General features: G+C 62.0%; 22 protein-coding genes and 1 tRNA gene. 18 read left to right on the forward strand and 5 right to left on the reverse strand.

All coding sequences use genetic code 11. From position 1 onward, the window contains the following. Positions 1 to 42: 42 nt before the first annotated feature. The 9 genes from K288_RS0103020 (at position 43) to K288_RS0103055 (ending at position 7,119) form a co-directional block, all read left to right on the forward strand. The gene (locus tag K288_RS0103020; RefSeq protein ID WP_027578253.1) at positions 43 to 402 is read left to right on the forward strand and encodes a hypothetical protein; all 360 of its coding nucleotides are present in this window, start codon (positions 43 to 45) and stop codon (positions 400 to 402) included. 152 nt (positions 403 to 554) lie between these two features. Next, positions 555 to 1,328: a class I SAM-dependent methyltransferase gene (locus K288_RS0103025; protein ID WP_027578254.1), complete on the forward strand. Its 774-nt coding sequence runs from the start codon at positions 555 to 557 to the stop codon at positions 1,326 to 1,328. Between the two features lie 157 nt (positions 1,329 to 1,485). Continuing rightward, the gene (locus tag K288_RS0103030; protein WP_027578255.1) at positions 1,486 to 1,824 is read left to right on the forward strand and encodes a hypothetical protein; all 339 of its coding nucleotides are present in this window, start codon (positions 1,486 to 1,488) and stop codon (positions 1,822 to 1,824) included. 545 nt (positions 1,825 to 2,369) lie between these two features. Beyond that, positions 2,370 to 4,295: an autotransporter outer membrane beta-barrel domain-containing protein gene (locus K288_RS44465; RefSeq protein ID WP_160168914.1), complete on the forward strand. Its 1,926-nt coding sequence runs from the start codon at positions 2,370 to 2,372 to the stop codon at positions 4,293 to 4,295. Then, positions 4,292 to 4,981 (forward strand): autotransporter outer membrane beta-barrel domain-containing protein, encoded by a 690-nt coding sequence (locus K288_RS55490; protein ID WP_051334320.1) that lies wholly within the window; start codon positions 4,292 to 4,294, stop codon positions 4,979 to 4,981. Before K288_RS44465 ends, K288_RS55490 begins: the two co-directional genes overlap by 4 nt. Before the next feature lie 181 nt (positions 4,982 to 5,162). Further along, the gene (locus tag K288_RS53460) at positions 5,163 to 5,330 is read left to right on the forward strand and encodes a hypothetical protein (RefSeq protein WP_160168915.1); all 168 of its coding nucleotides are present in this window, start codon (positions 5,163 to 5,165) and stop codon (positions 5,328 to 5,330) included. 281 nt (positions 5,331 to 5,611) lie between these two features. Beyond that, complete coding sequence (locus tag K288_RS0103045; RefSeq protein ID WP_256378811.1) at positions 5,612 to 6,307, forward strand: Crp/Fnr family transcriptional regulator; 696 nt, start codon at positions 5,612 to 5,614, stop codon at positions 6,305 to 6,307. Between the two features lie 99 nt (positions 6,308 to 6,406). Next, positions 6,407 to 6,616 (forward strand): tRNA 5-methylaminomethyl-2-thiouridine synthase, encoded by a 210-nt coding sequence (locus K288_RS54015; protein ID WP_201449639.1) that lies wholly within the window; start codon positions 6,407 to 6,409, stop codon positions 6,614 to 6,616. A gap of 317 nt (positions 6,617 to 6,933) precedes the next feature. After that, complete coding sequence (locus tag K288_RS0103055) at positions 6,934 to 7,119, forward strand: hypothetical protein (protein WP_027578257.1); 186 nt, start codon at positions 6,934 to 6,936, stop codon at positions 7,117 to 7,119. 309 nt (positions 7,120 to 7,428) lie between these two features. Here K288_RS0103055 and K288_RS0103060 read toward each other — a convergent pair. After that, positions 7,429 to 7,503, reverse strand: a tRNA-Glu gene (locus K288_RS0103060). A gap of 225 nt (positions 7,504 to 7,728) precedes the next feature. Between K288_RS0103060 and K288_RS0103065 the strand changes: the two genes are divergently transcribed. Beyond that, complete coding sequence (locus K288_RS0103065; RefSeq protein WP_027578258.1) at positions 7,729 to 7,986, forward strand: PilZ domain-containing protein; 258 nt, start codon at positions 7,729 to 7,731, stop codon at positions 7,984 to 7,986. A gap of 31 nt (positions 7,987 to 8,017) precedes the next feature. Then, complete coding sequence (locus K288_RS0103070; protein ID WP_027578259.1) at positions 8,018 to 8,266, forward strand: hypothetical protein; 249 nt, start codon at positions 8,018 to 8,020, stop codon at positions 8,264 to 8,266. Between the two features lie 7 nt (positions 8,267 to 8,273). Here the strand turns inward: K288_RS0103070 and K288_RS0103075 are convergent, their stop codons facing one another. Beyond that, positions 8,274 to 8,915 (reverse strand): glutathione S-transferase, encoded by a 642-nt coding sequence (locus K288_RS0103075; protein WP_027578260.1) that lies wholly within the window; start codon positions 8,913 to 8,915, stop codon positions 8,274 to 8,276. Positions 8,916 to 9,299: 384 nt separating this feature from the next. Continuing rightward, positions 9,300 to 9,752: a VOC family protein gene (locus K288_RS0103085; RefSeq protein ID WP_027578261.1), complete on the reverse strand. Its 453-nt coding sequence runs from the start codon at positions 9,750 to 9,752 to the stop codon at positions 9,300 to 9,302. 207 nt (positions 9,753 to 9,959) lie between these two features. On the opposite strand from K288_RS0103085, the gene K288_RS0103090 reads away from it, so the two are divergent. Further along, positions 9,960 to 10,169 carry a hypothetical protein gene (locus K288_RS0103090; RefSeq protein WP_027578262.1) on the forward strand — a complete coding sequence of 70 codons (210 nt, stop codon included), beginning with the start codon at positions 9,960 to 9,962 and terminating at the stop codon, positions 10,167 to 10,169. 491 nt (positions 10,170 to 10,660) lie between these two features. Further along, the gene (locus tag K288_RS0103095; RefSeq protein ID WP_027578263.1) at positions 10,661 to 10,876 is read left to right on the forward strand and encodes a hypothetical protein; all 216 of its coding nucleotides are present in this window, start codon (positions 10,661 to 10,663) and stop codon (positions 10,874 to 10,876) included. A 21-nt stretch (positions 10,877 to 10,897) separates the two neighbouring features. On the opposite strand, the gene K288_RS53465 is transcribed toward K288_RS0103095, so the two are convergent. Then, positions 10,898 to 11,062: a hypothetical protein gene (locus K288_RS53465; RefSeq protein ID WP_160168916.1), complete on the reverse strand. Its 165-nt coding sequence runs from the start codon at positions 11,060 to 11,062 to the stop codon at positions 10,898 to 10,900. 368 nt (positions 11,063 to 11,430) lie between these two features. Between K288_RS53465 and K288_RS0103105 the strand changes: the two genes are divergently transcribed. Then, a complete protein-coding gene (locus K288_RS0103105) occupies positions 11,431 to 11,619 on the forward strand; it encodes a hypothetical protein (protein WP_043159262.1) in 189 nt (62 codons plus the stop codon). A 351-nt stretch (positions 11,620 to 11,970) separates the two neighbouring features. Then, on the forward strand, positions 11,971 to 12,342 hold the full coding sequence (locus K288_RS44475; protein WP_043159264.1) for a hypothetical protein: 372 nt from the start codon (positions 11,971 to 11,973) through the stop codon (positions 12,340 to 12,342). Positions 12,343 to 12,557: 215 nt separating this feature from the next. Here K288_RS44475 and K288_RS44480 read toward each other — a convergent pair whose 3' ends face one another. Further along, complete coding sequence (locus K288_RS44480) at positions 12,558 to 12,758, reverse strand: hypothetical protein (RefSeq protein ID WP_051334337.1); 201 nt, start codon at positions 12,756 to 12,758, stop codon at positions 12,558 to 12,560. Positions 12,759 to 12,973: 215 nt separating this feature from the next. Here K288_RS44480 and K288_RS0103125 point away from each other — a divergent pair, with 215 nt between their 5' ends. From K288_RS0103125 to K288_RS0103135, 3 genes are all read left to right on the forward strand, one after another. Continuing rightward, positions 12,974 to 13,210: a hypothetical protein gene (locus K288_RS0103125; RefSeq protein WP_027578265.1), complete on the forward strand. Its 237-nt coding sequence runs from the start codon at positions 12,974 to 12,976 to the stop codon at positions 13,208 to 13,210. A 116-nt stretch (positions 13,211 to 13,326) separates the two neighbouring features. Further along, a complete protein-coding gene (locus K288_RS0103130; protein WP_027578266.1) occupies positions 13,327 to 14,088 on the forward strand; it encodes a Sir2 family NAD-dependent protein deacetylase in 762 nt (253 codons plus the stop codon). 196 nt (positions 14,089 to 14,284) lie between these two features. Continuing rightward, positions 14,285 to 14,950 (forward strand): cold-shock protein, encoded by a 666-nt coding sequence (locus tag K288_RS0103135; protein WP_027578267.1) that lies wholly within the window; start codon positions 14,285 to 14,287, stop codon positions 14,948 to 14,950. Positions 14,951 to 14,960 lie beyond the last annotated feature (10 nt).

Consider the following 14,960-nt stretch of genomic DNA (forward strand, 5'->3'; position numbering starts at 1 on the left):
ATTTGAGTCGCTTCTGAGCAGACGGACGTTTATGCTGTGCTTATGTCGCGCCTGATGTGTTTGCTGATTGCCATCGTCCTGTCATTGCTGCCGGTCGTAGCGCCGGCTGCGCCGGTCCACAAACGAGCGCCGCCACGCTGGCACGGCTATGGTTTCCTTCCGGGCTATCAGCAGCCACCGAACAACAGCCTTCCCCTTTTCAAGCAGAAAGCTTTGGCATCGCGCATGGCGCGCCGCGACCGGCGCCATTGGTACATCGATCCAGTCCCAAGCTATTACGGGTGGGATGGCGACTGGCACTATTTCGGCCGGCCTGGCTTCTACGGCGGTCGCTACAATGGCGGCAGCTTCGGCCCTTGCTGGACGCGGACGCCGATCGGGCCGGTCTGGAATTGCGGCTGATTGGCCCATTGCTCAAAGACCGCGGTAGGCAGCCACGCCGGAACGCTTCGGCAACGACGACGCGCGCGTGAAAATGTGATCCAAATTTAAGGTGACGCGCCGGTGCAGCGGGCTACTTTTGCTGCACACAGTCAAATGAGTTGGGTCTGCAGATGGGACGTTTTGCAACGACGGTTGACCTCTACGAGCAGTTCCGGCCGCCTTATCCTGTCGCTTTCTTCCGTGAGGTCGCCCAGCGCCTGGCGCTCACCAAACAGCATGCGCTGATCGATATCGGCACCGGGCCGGGCCTGCTCGCGCTCGGTTTTGCGGACTATGTCGGACGCATTGTCGCCGTCGATCCCGAGCCGAACATGCTGGCGGCCGCGCGACAGACGGCCAAGCAGGCCGGACGAGACGTGACGTTCGTCGAAGGCAGGGCGGAGGACTTGCCGGAAAGCATCGGGCGCTTCGATCTCGTTACCATCGGACGGGCGCTGCACTGGTTGGACGAAAGCACCTTGGGCGCGCTGTTCGAACGGCTGGTGGCGCCGGGTGGCGCCATCGCCATATGCGCGTCCTCCTCCGCGACAGACGGGCGCAATGCCTGGCTTGACGAATACGCCCAAGCGCGGCGCGACTGGTCGGACCAGAAACTATGGTCCCAGTCGCGCTCGGGTCAGCGTGCGCGTCGCGAGCTTTCCTTGCTGCTGCAAGACACCACATTCCAGGCCGCCGAGGTGATCCGGGTCGAGAGCGTGAAGCAAACCAGCGTGGCTGACCTGGCGCAACGCATGCTGACCTTCTCGTCTTCCTCGCCGGCCGCCTTGGGCGAGAAGGTCGAGCCAATGCTGCGCGATGTCGAGGCGCGCTTGATGCCACTGAGCCGGGACGGTGTGCTCACCGAGTTCGTTGTATCGACTGCGAAGATCGCGCGCCGTCGGTAAGTGGCCCGGCGCTAAGGTTGTATCTCACGGGCTTGCGCTTCTTCCTTCCATCGCCGCTGCGGCCATCTTTTTGCTCTGATCGATGAGCATCTAGCTAAAACGATTTGTTATCCATTCTGTTCTTAGCTCGCAGCATCAGTTGAGTCAGAGTATCGTCATGCGTCATGTTCGGAACCACGCCAGCCGCGTCGCCATCCTGCTTCTTCCGCTCGCGCTTGGCGCCTGCGCGCAGTATGGCGTGATGAATACGGCTTCGACCGGGGCGAGAACGTACGCCTGGGACGGAGCGGGAGAGGATCCGAACCAGCCGCGGCGCGCGCCCAGGCACTCAGCGAATGTGGCTCGGGCGATCGAACCATCGGCGGATGAGCAGGAGCAGGTCTCTGACGAAGATGCCGATCGCAAGCTCGCCAGCAAGCTCGTGATCTGCCGCGGCTGCATCAAGCCGCCGGCGACAGCAGAGCAGCCTGACGGATCGCGCGTCGCCAGTCGCTAATCCCGGTGTGATGCACGCGGCGGTTGGTTGCCGATCTGTTAATTCGATCGCGCTCACGTTGCATCGAGAGCACACCGCTCCTTGTTTCGCTTGGCACAATCTGCACGTTCGTTGACCGGCTTAATGTGACTCAACTATCGTAACAGTTGATAACATTTCGCATTCCGCGAGCACAGGTGGGAGTACAACCTGTCGTTCGTGAAGCGCGATCGTTGAGGGGCTGAGGGACGATGCGCGAATGCATTGGGGCTGTGCTGGTTCGACCGCAATCGGATCGCACGGAGAGAGCGAGTCTGCGTGGGACTAGGCCACCTTCCGCGCGCAAACGAACTGAATTCCATCGCCTGCTGCTGATGATGAGTGTCTCGGTTGCCGCGCTATCGGCTCTGTTGCCGCGATCAGCGCCGGCGCAAACGTGGACCGGTGCCACGAGCAACGACTGGGCCGTAGGCTCGAACTGGTCCGGTGGAACGGCGCCGGCTGGCGGTGCAGTCACTATTAATTCGATTTCCCCGAACCCGACCATTCTGGGTGTGGCCGGTGCGGTGACCAGTACGACTGGGAACGTTGGTGTTGCCGTAGGCGGTGGAGGAGCATCGGGTAACCTGACGATCCAGAACGGCAGCACGCTCTCCAGCACTGGGGCGACCTTTCAAATTGGCCAGAACGTGGGAAATACCGGCATCGTCACGGTGACCGGAGCCGGATCGCGGTGGAATCTATCAGGCTCCCAGTTGGTCGTCGGCGTCGCCGGCAACGGTACGCTCAACGTTGAGAACGGAGCGACCGTCGTCGCGCAAGGCGGAATCAGACTCGCGAACAACGCCGGGAGTTCCGCCACGCTCAATGTCAGAAGTGGTGGCGTCCTGGAGACGACGGGCATAAACCTTGGCTCGGGAACGCGGCAAATAAACTTTGACAACGCCACTGTCCGAGCATTGGCCATTAGCTCCGCCTTTTTGGGCTCAGCGGGCAACCAAACCAATATTGCCGCGGGCGGACTGACAGTCGATACGAACGGCTTCACGGTCCGTGCGCTCGGACTCAGCGGTGTCGGCGGATTGACCAAGATCGGCGCCGGGACCTTTACACTGGGCGCCGCCAGCACCTATACGGGCGAAACGGTGATCCAGCAGGGCACGCTTGCGCTGGCAGGCCCTGCAGCCTCCGCCAATGATGCCCTCGCCAATTCGAGCCGGGTGGTTGCGAACGCAACGTTCGATATTTCAGCCATCGCCGGCGCCGGCTCGCACATCAAGAGCTTGGCAGGAAGCGGCATGGTCACCCTTGGCGCAAAGAACCTGATCATCACCAATGCGAACGATACGTTCGCAGGCAGCATCAACGGCACCGGCGGGCTGACGCTCACGAGCGGCACGCAGACGCTGTCAGGTGCCAACGCCTACAGCGGCGCGACCACGGTGACCGGCGGTACGCTGCAGATCGGCAATGGCGGCACTTCGGGCAGCATCATCGGCAACGTGACCAACAACGGCACGTTCGCCTTCAACCGTGCCGACCGATTGGATTTCGCGGGAACGGTCACCGGCAGTGGTCTGATCCGGCAGATCGGCAGCGGCCTGACCAACCTGAGCGGTGACAATTCGGCTTTCACCGGTACGACCTCGGTCGAAGCCGGAACGCTTGCGGTCAACGGCAATCTCGGAGGCACGCTCAGCGTTTTGTCCGCCGGACGGCTACAGGGCATCGGTACGGTCGGCACCACAACGAATGCCGGCGTGATCGCTCCGGGCAATTCGATCGGCACTTTGACGGTTGCCGGCAACTACACCGGCAACGGTGGCGCTCTGGAGCTTGAAACCGTGCTGGGCGGCGATGCCTCGGCAACGGATCGCCTTGTGGTCACCGGCAACACGGCAGGCTCAACGACCGTGCGCGTGCTGAATCGCGGCGGCGCTGGCGCGCAGACGGCCAACGGCATCAAGGTGATCGACGTCGCCGGCGCCTCGAATGGCATCTTTGCGCTGCAAGGCGATTACGTGCTGCAGGGCCAGCAGGCCATGGTCGCCGGCGCCTATGCCTATACGCTGCAGAAGAACGGAGTCAGTACGCCGACGGATGGCGATTGGTATCTGCGTTCAAGTCTCATCAATCCGCCGGCAGCGCCATCAGGCGGCACGCCGGCGCCTGCCGGGCCGCTCTACCAGCCCGGCGTTCCCCTCTACGAGAATTATGGTCAGGTGCTGCTCAGCATGAACCAGGCGCCGAGCCTGCAGCAGCGTGTCGGCAACCGCTACTGGGGCGGCAGCGAGGCGATGGCGCGCGCCGGCATCAACAAGGCACAGGCGACGGATGGTTCGTGGACGCAATCGGCGTTCTGGGGCCGCATCGAGGGCGGGCAGGCCGAGCTGCGGCCGTCGAACACCACAGGCTCGACCTATAGCTCCGACGAGATGAAAGCGCAGACCGGCCTCGACGGGATTGCGCTCGACAACGACCGCGGCCGTTGATCATAGGTCTCACCGCGCAATATGGCCTGACGACGGCCTATATCAATTCGTTCTTCGGCAACGGCCGCATCCGCGCCGAAGGAACGGGCGTGGGTGCTACCGCGACCTGGTATGGCTATGACGGCTTCTATGTCGACGGCCAGGCGCAGACCATGTTCTATCACAGCGACCTGTCATCGGCGCTTGCGGGCAACATGACGCATGGCAATGAAGGCTTCGGCTATACGTTCAGCGTCGAAGGCGGCAAGCGGATCGCGGTTGGCAACGGCTTCTCGCTGACGCCGCAGGCGCAGCTTTCCTATGCGAAGGTCGACTTCGATGCCTTCGCCGATCGCTTCGGCGCGCTCGTCTCGCTCGGTAGTGCCGACAGCCTGCTCGGCCGCGTCGGGCTGTCACTCAATCATGAAAATGTCTGGAGCGACGGCTCGGGCATCGTCCGCTCCGACGTCTACGCGATCGGCAATTTGCACTACGAGTTCCTCAACGGCACCAGGATCGATGTCGCAGGCACCGGCTTCGCCAATGGCAACGACCGGCTGTGGGGCAGTGTCCGCGGTGGCGGCACCTATAGCTGGGCGAGCGGCCGCTACGCCGTGTTCGGCGAGATCACCTATCGCGCGAGCCTCGAAGACGCTGGCGAGAACCACAGCTACAGGGGCACGGGCGGCTTCCGCATCACCTGGTGATCGGCGGCTTTCGAACCGCTCGGGCCGAGCTGTGCCGGGCGCAGGTCGCGGCTGCAGGCCGCAGCCTCGGGCAAGCAAGCCGCGCTAATCGTGAACGCACTGTAATCCTGATCTCTCTGGTATTGGCCCCGCGGGCGACCATATCCTTGTCAGGTTCAATGAGGCGAATGGCGGAGGATCGATGGCCGACGCTGTGGAACTTCGGAAGCGAGCGGAAATGTTCGAGCGGCGCGCCGAGGAGGCGAAGGATCCGATCTCGCGGGCGCATTACCGCGAGATGGCTGCGCATTACCGAACACTCGCGGTCGAGCACCAGCGCGTGCGCAACGAGGAATCGACCGATCACTAGGTGATCGCCCGTGGCAGCCAGCCTTCGGAAACAGCCGGTAGAGTGCGCGGCCTCGCAGGGAATGTCATGGTCGGCTGGAGCTGACGCTCGACGGCCTCGAGGAGTGCCAGGCTGGAGGGCGGTGCAGCCCGGGCGTCTTGAGGCCATGGGAACAATGACTAGCTAACCCCGGCGAGGAGGCGTAGGCTTTTCATCTTACCGCTGAGGGGCAAAAGGGCGACAACTCTCACGCGTTATTGCAATTGGACCTGGCTTTGGTTTGGACAATGCCCGGCGAGATGATGATCCGCAGGCTGCGGGTCAATTCCAAATTGAGCGAGGATGACGTTTCCGCGCTTCGCTCCCTGCGTGTTCAGGTAAAGGAATTTCCTGAAGAAACAGTCGTCGTTCGCGAAGGCGAACGTGCGACGCATTGCGGCGTGATCCTGAGCGGCTTTGCCTACCGCGCCAAGGTGGCAGAGAACGGCAAGCGACAGATCCTGTCGTTCCATCCCGCAGGCGATATGCCGGACCTGCAGGGTCTTTTCCTTGACCGAATGGACCATGATCTGGTGACGCTGTCGCGCGCGCGTATCGGCTTCATCGAGCATCGCTCCATCCATCAACTGATCGAAGCGCAGCCGTCGATCGCGCAGGCGCTCTGGCGCGAAACGCTGGTCGACGCGGCGGTATTCAGAGAGTGGATCGTGAGCCTGGGCACAAGAACGGCCGCGGGACGCATGGCCCATCTCATCGCCGAACTTCGTCAGCGGCTGACCGCAATGGGGCTGGCCGCCGATGACGAGTTCGAATTTCCGATCACCCAATCCAGACTCGCGGAGGCGCTGGGACTGAGCGCGGTTCATGTCAACCGGGTGCTCCAGTCCTTTCGCGCGGAGGGTGTGCTCGACATCCAGAAGAACATGGTGAAGCTGAGCGACATCGCCAAACTCGTGGAGATCGGCGGCTTCAGCGACACTTACCTGCACCAGCAATAAGGTTTTGCGGAACGAGAGGGAGCTACCTCGCGTTGGCGCAAAATGCATATCTATCAGTTTCACATCGGCGGGCTCAGGCCCTTCCATGACGGGGAGGGTATGGAACTGCCGGATGCTGAAACTGCCTGGGCAGAAGCCCTGCGACTGGTGCGCGACGTCGAGGGTGCGCTGCAACCGGGCGAAAGCTGGTCGCTGGACGTCGTTGAAGACGGCACGACGATTTTTCGCATCAATCTCGCGACTGCAGACTTGCGGATCGGGCGCGACCGCGGTCCCGCCGAGATGATGAAGCGCTCGAAAGCGCTTTAGCTCTTTGTTTGAGCATGATCTTTTTCGGAAAACCGGTCTCCACTTTGCCGGATCATGCTCCAGAAGGCGGCTGCAACTGCAGCAAGAACCCTATCGAGCGCGTGCCTTCATCGCGGCAGGCCCAACGCGTTGCCGCACTGCTTCTGTTTAAAAGTGCACACACCGCACGATCTGCATAACGTAGGGTGCGCTCAAGAGCATGCGATTTCAGGAAATCTGGAATCACATGGGTTATTGCAAAGGTCCTGCCTCGTGGGAAAACTTAGCAGCGTTTCGCAGGGGAGGCGGACCCAATGCGACGACCATGCGGGCCTCTGATGTCCGAGGCACATTTTTACCTCAGCGCAACCAACCTGTACGATCTTCAGCGCGAGGTGACGGCCTTGTTTGCCCTTCGCAAGCGTGTCGCGGATGCCGAGCTGGCAGCCACGCGCCGCGCGCGCGAGGTCCGCGCCTCGATCGATCGGCGTGTCCCCTCTCGCGGCAAACGTAAAGCTCATTGATCTCCAGGACTGCATGGCAGTTCGCCAGCGAAGCCTTGGTGCGCTGAACTTGGGGACGGAAGTGTGTGAGGATCGTCGCGGAGGGGGAGCAATGGCTCCATCCGTTGCGTGCGAGTTTGGCTCAACCAAAAGTCGCAAAGCACCGACGCTGGGTTTGCGTTCGGCTGCATGATCCCATGGCATTTCCGGCGATTGCCGGGTTCGGATCGAATGTGGAGACCGTGGCGGAGAGATCGTCGACGCGTGGCTATCAGGCGTTTCGCGGATCAGGCCGGGCGCGCGAGCTAAGTATTTGAATGTGATGCATTTTGGCGCTCCCTAGCGGAATCGAACCGCTCTCTCCACCGTGAAAGGGTGGCGTCCTGACCGATAGACGAAGGGAGCAAAAACAATCGGCAAATCAACGCGTTAGGCGTGAGATATGCCGGATTGGCCGCCGACGGTTAGTGGCGGCGACGGAGCGAACGTATAGTGGTGATTGGATGGGGGGGCAAGCCGCAGGATGGCGCTTTTTGCAGCCATCCCCGGATGGCTCCGCGCGCGGCCGATACCCGAAAACCGCGATGGTTTCGCAACGCTTCGTAAAGCCGGATGCCGTAGGCGTCGGCCATGGCGTTCAGCAGCAAGAAGCGCGAGACGCGCAAATCGATGCATCAGCCCGGCTGGATCACGCTGGAGGGCGGATTCGCCGCGCGGCCCTGCGTGGTCCAGGACATGTCGTCCACCGGCGCCAAGGTCACGATCGACGATCCCAACACGCTGCCGGGAAAATTGCGCCTGGCGTTCTCGCGCGACGCGCGCACCGGACGGCCCTGCGAGGTGGTCTGGCGCCGCGGCCGGACCGTGGGCGTCAAGTTCGTGAGCTAGCAGTTCCCGCTTTCGCGCGATAGAAGGCCGGATGCGAAAGACGCTGATCCTCATCCTCGCGCTGCTGCCGGCAATCGCGCTGGCGGAGCAGCCGAGCCGACCGAAATCCGGCAAGGCTCCGGCTTCCACGAAGTCGCTCCCGCTGAAGGGGGCCGCGCGGCCCAATGCGTGCGCAGAGTACGGCGCGGGCTTCGTCAAGATGGAAGGCTCCGACACCTGCATCAAGATCGGCGGCGCCATCGATATTGGCGGCGGCGTTTCGATCGGCGGCGGCCGCTGAGATCAGCTCACGACATCGGCCGCGCCAGGAATTGCACGAAGCCGGGGCGCGTTGAAATCTCGGCGAACCAGCGCTCGAGATTGGACAGGCTCGGCTTGGTGATGCCCTCGACGCCGAACCATCGCCGCGCAAAGGCGGCGATCGCGATGTCGGCGATGGTGAACCCGTCGCCGTCGATGAAGCGCCGGCTCGCCAGATGCGCGTCGGCGATCCGCCACACCACAGCTTCGGCATCGGCGTCCTTCTGGATCGCGGCCATGTCGCGCTTTTCCGGCGGCGTGCGCACCAGCGCCCAGAACACCGGACGGTCGACCGGCTGCAGCGTCGACAGCGTCCAGTCGAGCCAGCGATCGACGCTCGCGCGCTGGCGCGGCGCGGCCGGATAGATCGGTGAGCCCTCGCCATAGGCGAGGCAGAGGTAGCGCATGATCGAATTGGATTCCCACAGCGTGTAGCTGCCGTCGACCAGCGTCGGCACACGGCCGTTGGGGTTCATCGCGAGATATTCGGGCTGGTCGTTCTTGCCGAACTGCATGCCTGCATCGATGCGATGATAGGGCAGCTCGAGCTCGCTGAGGCACCACAGCACTTTCTGCACGTTGACCGAGTTGGCCCGGCCCCAAACCGTGAGTTGATATTTTTCCGCCACGCGTCTCTCTCCCGTCGCTTGCTGCTCGCGTTGACGGCCGAATAGCAGAAAGTGCGCTCGCGATCATCCCGCACAAACAAAAAATCAGGCCCGCCGAGCGGCGCCTGATTTTGTTGTCGCGGCCTACGTGTGCTCAGAGCGTTTTCGAGCGAAGTGGATACCGGTTCGCGTAAAGAAAACGCGTCAAACCCTAGTGCCCGAAGAACAGCCACAACAGGATGATCACCGGGATAGGCACGCCGAGCAGCCACAGCAAGAGTCCTCTTGCCATCGTTTCCTCCTCCATTCGTATCGGTGAGGAAACGCGCGATCCATCGGCTCGTTCCGAAATGGATCGCGGCGCTCATGCTGTGATCGGATATGTGCGCGGCGTTTGCGCGAGGTCTACCAGTGGCCGGTGTTCGGCATCGACAGCCACGGCTCGGCCGGCGGCTTCGGATCGCCCTTCTGCAACAGCTCGATCGAATGCAGATCCGGCGAGCGCACGAACGCCATGTTGCCGTCGCGCGGCGGGCGGTTGATGGTGATGCCGAGCTTCATCAGCCGGTCGCAGGTCGCGTAGATGTCGTCGACCTCATAAGCGAGATGGCCGAAATGGCGATCCTCGCCGTATTTCTCCTCGTCCCAGTTGTAGGTGAGTTCGACCAGCGGCGCGCCGCGTGTGCTCGGCAGGTTCTTCAACTGGTCGACGTCCTCGGGCGCGCACAGGAACAGCAGCGTGAAGCGACCCTTCTCGTTGTCGATCCGGCGCACTTCCTTCAGCCCCAGCGCGTCCTGGTAGAACTTCATTGCGGTGTCTAGATTGCGCACGCGCAGCATGGTGTGGAGATAACGCATTTTCTTGTCCCTCAGAGATTTGTGAGAATTTCCGCCTTTTCGGCACGACGCGGCGGAAAATAGCAGCAAATCGTATGACGGGGCAGCCCTCTCACGATCTCGGCACGACGTTCATTAAAAACACGCAACGACACATGGTCGTGAGTCTCAGGCTTGTGAGTGGCGGGTAACGGCGCCCCGATTATCTTGCCGCGCGGGGAGGACGCGATGCCATACAGTCCTGAACTCGTCGAGACCATGCGGGCCGCTCTGGAAGCGGTGATGTCGAAAATTCCCGCCGATCAATCCGTGTTCGGCGTCAAGGCGGCTGTGGCCGAATGTATTCTGAAGGCCGCAGCCCACGGCCAAACATCCTTCGATGGCCTGGTCGCATCGGCATCTGCGCAGGTACAGCCGATTGTCGCCATGCTGTCGTGACCGCAGGTGAATTGCCGAAGTCAGAAAAAAGAAAACCCCGCGCGTGGGGGCACGGGGCTTTCAGGCTGACGGACTGGGGATTCAGGGCGCGAGCCGCCAGCTTCACATGTTAACTTAAGGTTGAACTTTGAAAAAGCAACAGCGCCGCCTAGAGGAGTATGTTCTCCAGGCGACGCTGCCGCGAAATACTGGGCCCTGAAATCCCCAGTTCCACTATGTCTGTTGGCGTGCAAATAGGTTCAAAAGAAAACCCCGCGATGGGGCATCGCGGGGTTTCTTAGCCGGCAGGCGGCAGGGGGAGTGTTCCTGCCGGCACTTCCTGATGCTCATTCAATTCGTGACGACCAAAAGCGTTCCCGCGGGAATTGCGGTCACACGAGGTGCCGACGTCTGCTCTCACCTTTTTACACAAACATTTGAGCCTGCATCGCATTCCTATGCCGTCAAGCGCATGTCGAGCGAAGGGAGGGCACCCAGCAAGGAGCAGATTCATGAAAAGGATCATTCTGGCCACCGCGATCGTGGCACTGACCGCCGTCTCTGGACAGGCGTTCGCACGTTCGCTGGCCGCAACACCGCGACAGGAAGCCACCGCCGCCGACCAGCGGGCCTACGACGCGTTCAATGCGTTCGATCAGGAGATGGCGCCGCAAATGACCGATGCCGACGCCCACCGCTACCATGGCGGGCCGAAATCGAACGACTAGGCGCGAGCGGCGGCGCTGCTGTCACGCCTTGCGGTCCAGCAGCGCCTCGCGCTCGGCCTGGGCCTGCGCGTTGATGACATTCCGGACGTCGGCATTGATCTGGTGCGGCGGTGCCTTGGCAGTCTCGTCGATGACGAGCTGAACCTTCGCCTGCGTCACCGCGGCAGGGACGGGGTAGATGACCATGACGGCAACCTCCTGCCTAAAATTCTCAGGTTCGCATTTACGTTTTCTAAAGAGGTTCGGTTAATGCGCGCGAATTCGGTTGTCCGAACGTCCGGGAACTCCGATCGCGAGCAGGCTTGGGCGGATGTGGTTAGCTGCGCAGCAAGATGACGAAATCGTTTCACAAAGGCTGATCGGAGGCCTGTGGATTTGCTGCGGATAACCAGGGGATAAAAGGCAACTATTTACCGTTATGAGCGCGTCCGCGCGGTGCGTGCCCTAACGGTCCCTTTCAGCACGACCGATAACGCTATTCAGTTAGGTTAAGAGCAGGATCGCGTTGCGATCACCGGAGGTTGCGCATACGGATCGGGTGCGGAACCCGAGCCATGATGATCCCTTCGTTTCACAATGCGGACAGGCCGACTCACCGACGCGTGATGGTGGTGGGGCTGTTGTTTTGCCTCGCCTTCGTTGCCGTCAGCCTTTCGCTGCGGCCGCAGGTCAACGATGGACGCGTGCTCGTGAAGGCCGACCGCCTGGTGCGCACCGCCGGCGAACCGCGCAAGGCCCATTGAGGGGCTAACGCGGATCCTGTCCCGGCAATTTCTCGCTTGAGGAGCGGTGATACATCGCGATGGCGATGAACCCGCCATAGCCGATGATGTTGATCAGAATTTCCAGCCAGACCGGCATGGCCATACCCCTTCCGCAGCACAATACGCCCAGAGATCGCGTTTTGTTCCTGCGCCCGATCCATGGGTGATCCGGCCGAGTTGCATAGCTCGACGGGAATAAGCTCGAGGGTGGAGGCCTTCGCCCAAGCGCAGCGAACGTGGCCCTTTGCGGCAATATGCCTGCCGGTTCCCGATGCAACCAATCGGGGGGTGCTGCGTTGGAGCGGCGGATGAATGTGTGAGGAGGCGAGGATGAAAAAGGCACTCGCAGTTTTGGCTACGGTCGCCACCCTCGGCGCGACCACGATGAGTTCGCCGGCCGAGGCGTACTGGCGCGGCGGCGGCTGGGGTTGGCGAGGCGCGGGTCCGGGCCTGGCATTCGGTCTCGCCGCGGGCGCACTGATTGCGGGCGCCGCCGCAGCGTCCAGCCCCTATTATTACGGGCCGGGCTACGGCTACGGCGGTTATCCGGGCTACTACGGCCCGCGTTATGGCTACTATGGCGGCGGCTACCCAGCCTATTACGGCGGCTACGGGTATCGACGCTATTACGGCGGTGGTGGTCCTTACGCCTACTGGGGCGGACCCTATCGGCGCGCCTACTGGGGCCCCGGCTATTGGTAACAAAAAGCCCGGGGCGATGCGCCCCGGGCTTTTTGACTCACCCGCTGCTGCGAGCCCCTGAGCATTTTCGGTGCTGATGAAATCAGAACCGAAGCTCTGGATTCTTCTTTGAAGCGTTGTCTGCGCAGATAAGTCTACGCAATCTGCGTGGACTTGATTGCTATGCGATCCGGTGTCCACCCTCGGATCAAGTCCGAGAGCATGGCTCGAACGCGCTAGTCGGTCTCGACCGGCGCTTCCTGATAGCCGTGCCAAGCGCCGCCCAGTGTGTTGGCATAATACTCCTGGCGCTCGCGTTCGAACTTTTGCTGGGTCGCCTTGAAGCTGGCGATGCGAGCGGCGATCTCTTCGCGTTCGCGCGCAAGCCGCTCTTCCTTCTCGGTCTCGGCGTTTTCGGTCTCAGCGTTTTCGGTCATGGCATTTTCTGTCATGGCGTTTTCAGTCAAGGCCCATCCCTGTAATCGTAGTGTCATCTGGCTGAATTCGCCTTCCCATTGGGGCGCCAATGGGGAGCAGCCGGTGCAGCATTGTGGTGAGATGATGGGCAGCGAAGGCGGTGGATAAGGCGCGTACGCTGCTTGTCGCCTCTCCGCGAGCCCGCTAGCCAAAAAGAGAAACTGGGGAGGCCTGCATGGCAATGATCGATCTGGATTCACTGAGCATCGAAGAGCTCGCAAGCTTGCGCGAGCATGCGAGCGACAAGCTGTTCGAAAAGGTCGCGGCGCGCCGCGCCGAACTCGAAGCGGAGTTGGACAGGCTGGCTCAATACGGCAAGCCGGTGAAGAAGTCCGATGCCGCTCCCGTCGCGAAGGCGAAGAAGAGCGATGAGGTGAAGGAGACGAAGGAGCCGGTCGCCAGGGCGGCATAGCCAGGGCGGCTTGAACCAAGGCAGCGTGACAAAGGCGGCCTGACCTGCATGGCAAGTGCGATCCCTCGCTCCCGCTGGCCGTGCTATAGTCATCACGGCCAACTCGGGTTTCTCACGTGATTGCAAAAGATCTGCGCACCGGTGTCGAGGCGCTCGGCAATTTGATCGCCGAGGCCTCCACCATCGTTCCTTTCACGGGTGCGGGCATTTCAACCGAGAGCGGGATTCCCGACTTCCGCTCGCCCGGCGGATTGTGGACGCGCAACCGACCAATTCCCTTCGACGAGTTCGTTGCAAGCTCGGACGCGCGCGACGAGGCGTGGCGGCGGCGCTTTGCGATGGAGCCGACGTTTGCTGCGGCGAAGCCCGGACGCGGGCATCGTGCGCTCGCCTCGCTCTATCGCGCAGGGAAGGTTCCGGCGATCGTCACGCAGAACATCGACAATCTGCATCAGGTGAGCGGCTTCAACTCGGATCACGTGGTCGAGCTGCACGGCAACACGACGTATGCGCGTTGCATCAGTTGCGGCAAGGCGTACGAGTTGCCGTGGGTCAAGCAGCGCTTCGACGAGAACGGCAGTGCGCCGGATTGCACCGACTGCGGCGACCCCATCAAAACCGCAACCATCTCGTTCGGCCAGGCGATGCCGGAGGATGCGATGCGACGGGCGACGGAACTTGCGCAGCACTGCGACCTGTTCCTTGCGATCGGATCTTCGCTGGTGGTGTGGCCCGCGGCGGGATTTCCGATGATGGCCAAGAACTGCGGTGCCAAGCTTGTGATCATCAACAACGAGCCGACCGAGCAGGACGATATTGCGGATCTCGTGATCCGCCACGACATCGGCGAGACCCTTGGGCCGTTCGTGGGCAATTGATGCACAATTGATTCGCGGTTGTGCAAGCCTGTTCATAGTTCCCGTTGGATTCGTTTTTTATCTATGCGACGCAAGCGGGAGTGTTATCTTTTGATTCGAGATTCGCGTGCGCTGTTCATGAGCGGTCGTGCAACAACGCACTGGTAGGTACCGTCGCAGAGAGACGGGTTGCAGATGATGTGCGGGGTCCGGGGTCATGGGGTCGGACGGATTTGAGTCCAAGAAGCTCGGCGCGTCGCCACCAGGCGGTGCCGGGCAGGGCAGGCTTGGGCCAGGTGAATATTCGGACAGAGCGCCGCGCGATCCGGCGGCGGATGCCTTCTCCGGCCTTGGCGATGCAGCGGCAAGTCTCGTCGAGATTTCCGGCGTCATCAAATGGTTCGATGCCTCGAAAGGCTATGGCTTCGTCGTCCCCGACAATGGCTGGCCCGACGTGCTTCTGCATGTGACGGTGCTCCGCCGCGACGGCTATCAGACAGCGTATGAAGGCGCGCGCGTGCTGGTCGAGTGCGTGCAGCGTGCGAAGGGCTATCAGGCGTTCCGCATCGTCTCGATGGACGAGTCGACGGCGATCCATCCGGCGCAGATGCTGCCGCCGCGGACCCATGTCACGGTCACCGCGACCAGCGGGTTGGAGCGGGCGCAGGTCAAGTGGTTCAACCGGCTGCGCGGCTTCGGCTTCCTGACCTGCGGCGAGGGGACACCCGACATCTTCGTGCACATGGAAACGCTGCGGCGCTTCGGCATGACCGAGCTGCGCCCCGGCCAATATGTGCTGGTGCGGTTCGGGCCCGGCTCCAAGGGCATGATGGCCGCCGAGATCCACCCGGAGACCGGCCCGTCTGCGCTGTCGTCGCACTGATTTCCCGCTA

The organism is Bradyrhizobium sp. Ai1a-2, from assembly GCF_000426245.1.
Classification (GTDB): Bacteria; Pseudomonadota; Alphaproteobacteria; order Rhizobiales; family Xanthobacteraceae; genus Bradyrhizobium.